The 622-nt window shown below is 46.3% G+C and carries 1 protein-coding gene; it reads left to right on the forward strand.

Annotated elements, in window-relative coordinates; genetic code table 11:
• Positions 1-328: 328 nt before the first annotated feature.
• Positions 329-622 (forward strand): nitroreductase family protein (locus R8O10_RS26010; RefSeq protein ID WP_318192068.1); only part of this gene is annotated, 294 nt, incomplete at its 3' end.

Here is a 622-nt window from a genome sequence, read left to right on the forward strand (position 1 = left end):
GTGCGGGACAGGAATCAGTACGTCCGTTTGAAGACAAGTGGTCTGAACTTGGTGAAAAACTGCATATCATCGGTGGCGCTGATCATGCCGGTGAGTTGGATGCAGTGCGCGCAATTCGCCAAGGCGTAAAACTTGCTGTGAAGCTATAACATCGAGCTTGATATGACTCAAAAGCTGCGTGTGATGCGCAGCTTTTTTGTTTCTGTCAATCTCGGTTTGTGTGAATCATCACGATAATCCCTAAAAAACAGATTGTTATTCGAGTGAGAGGATTATGCTAAAGTGAGCAGCAAAGAAAATAACAGTTAGATTCAATAAGGACTCGCTCATGGAAGCTCTCGATCTTTTGCTTAACCGTCGCTCTATCGCCAAATTATCTCCGCCAGCACCAGAGGGCAAAGCGTTGGAGAATATTATTCGTGCAGGTCTTCGTGCTCCTGACCATGCGGGCTTAACCCCTTGGCGTTTTGTGATTGCTCAAGGTGATGGTTTGAAGAAGCTATCAGATATTTTGGTGAAAGCCGCGATTGCAGACCATAGTGATGAGGCTGTGATCGAAAAAGTGAAAAATGCGCCGTTTCGTGCCCCAATGGTCATTACCGTGATCGCGAAAGTAACCGAG

Origin of the sequence: Vibrio sp. 1727, from assembly GCF_033344415.1 — a bacterium.
GTDB classification, from domain to species: domain Bacteria; phylum Pseudomonadota; class Gammaproteobacteria; order Enterobacterales; family Vibrionaceae; genus Vibrio; species Vibrio alginolyticus.